Annotated in this window: 1 protein-coding gene; it reads left to right on the top strand. The window is 40.8% G+C overall.

All coding sequences use genetic code 11. The annotated features are described in order from the left end of the window. Window positions 1-17: 17 nt before the first annotated feature. Window positions 18-1531, top strand: a 1514-nt coding sequence (locus tag GFU89_RS23190; protein WP_318849374.1) for an amino acid adenylation domain-containing protein, incomplete at its 3' end; no start/stop codon positions are given.

Raw genomic sequence — 1531 nt, forward strand, 5'->3', positions numbered from 1 at the left:
CACCAGGCGAAACTGTAATGCATTTGTTCGAAAAGCAAGCCGTCAGTACACCAGATCATATCGCTTTGATTTTCGAAGATAATCAATTGACCTATAAAGAGCTAGACGAGAAATCCAACCAGCTTGCCCATTATTTAATTACGCAAGGTGTTTCAAACGAAATGTTGGTGCCAATTTGTGTATCGCGTTCACTAGAAATGATCATCGGTATTTTTGCGATCATCAAGGCCGGCGGCGCTTACGTTCCAATTGATCCTAATCATCCCGAATCACGTATAGAAACGATATTGGAAGATTGTGCGGCCAAGGTGATCCTGACCCAGCAAACATTTAAATCGGGTTTGCTATCAGACCAGAAGATCCGGACTATTGCTTTGGATACAGAAGAACCGCTATGGGAAAATGCATCAAAATTGTCTTTAAACCGAGAAATCTTGGAAGACCAGCTCGTTTATGTCATTTATACATCAGGTACTACAGGTAAGCCAAAAGGGGTTATGATTGGGCATGGTGCTTTACATCATTATTGCACTTATTTTAAACATTATTTTGGATTAAAGGATTCTGACCGTATTTTAAACCAGGCAAATTTTTCTTTTGATGCATCGATAGAAGAAATTTTCCCTATGCTTTTATCAGGAGGAAGTGTGGTATTGTCTACTTTCGGAAACAATATTGAAAATCTGTTTTTCGAATGTGAGAAGCATTCGATAAGTATTTTGTCAACAAATCCCTATGTTTTGGAATATCTGAACAGTATGGAAGATTATACGAAGTATACCTTCAGGATATTGATCTCAGGTGGGGATACTCTAAAAGCAAATCATGTAAACCATATCAGGACTGCTTTTAATATTTACAATACCTACGGCCCTACAGAAAATACAATTTGTTCTACCTATTATTTTTTAGAGGAATCTAAAGAAATTATCCCTATAGGAAAGCCTTTAGCCAATACAGAAGCCTATATCCTTGATTCCGATTTAAAGCTTGTTCCCCTGGGCGTTGCCGGAGAATTATTTCTTGGCGGTGTGCAATTGTCGCGTGGTTATCTGAACCGTCCTGAGTTAACGGCAGAGAAATTCATCTCTCATCCTTTCAAAGAAGGGGAGCGTTTATACAGGACAGGTGATTTGGGCAGGTGGCTTGCTGATGGCAACATAGAGTTCATGAGCAGGAATGATGACCAGGTGAAGATCCGTGGTTATCGTATCGAGCTCGGTGAGATCGAATCACAATTGGACCGTATGGAAGGCATCCAGCAATCCGTTGTGCTTGCCGTTGGTGATGGTGCTTCAGAGAAACAGCTGGTAGCTTATTATGTCTCTGCGGCTGCCCTTGGTATTGACGATCTAAAGAACCATTTAAAGGCAGTGCTGCCTGAATATATGGTGCCTAAAATCTACATGCACCTTGATAGTCTTCCCTTAACGGTTAATGGTAAGATAGATCGCAGGGCATTGCCAATGCCTGATGCGAGAGCTTATGAGAAGAAAGAATATGTATCTCCGCAAACTTCTACAGAGAAGAT

Source organism: Chryseobacterium sp. JV558 (genome assembly GCF_033712365.1).
In the GTDB taxonomy this organism is placed as follows: Bacteria; Bacteroidota; Bacteroidia; order Flavobacteriales; family Weeksellaceae; genus Chryseobacterium.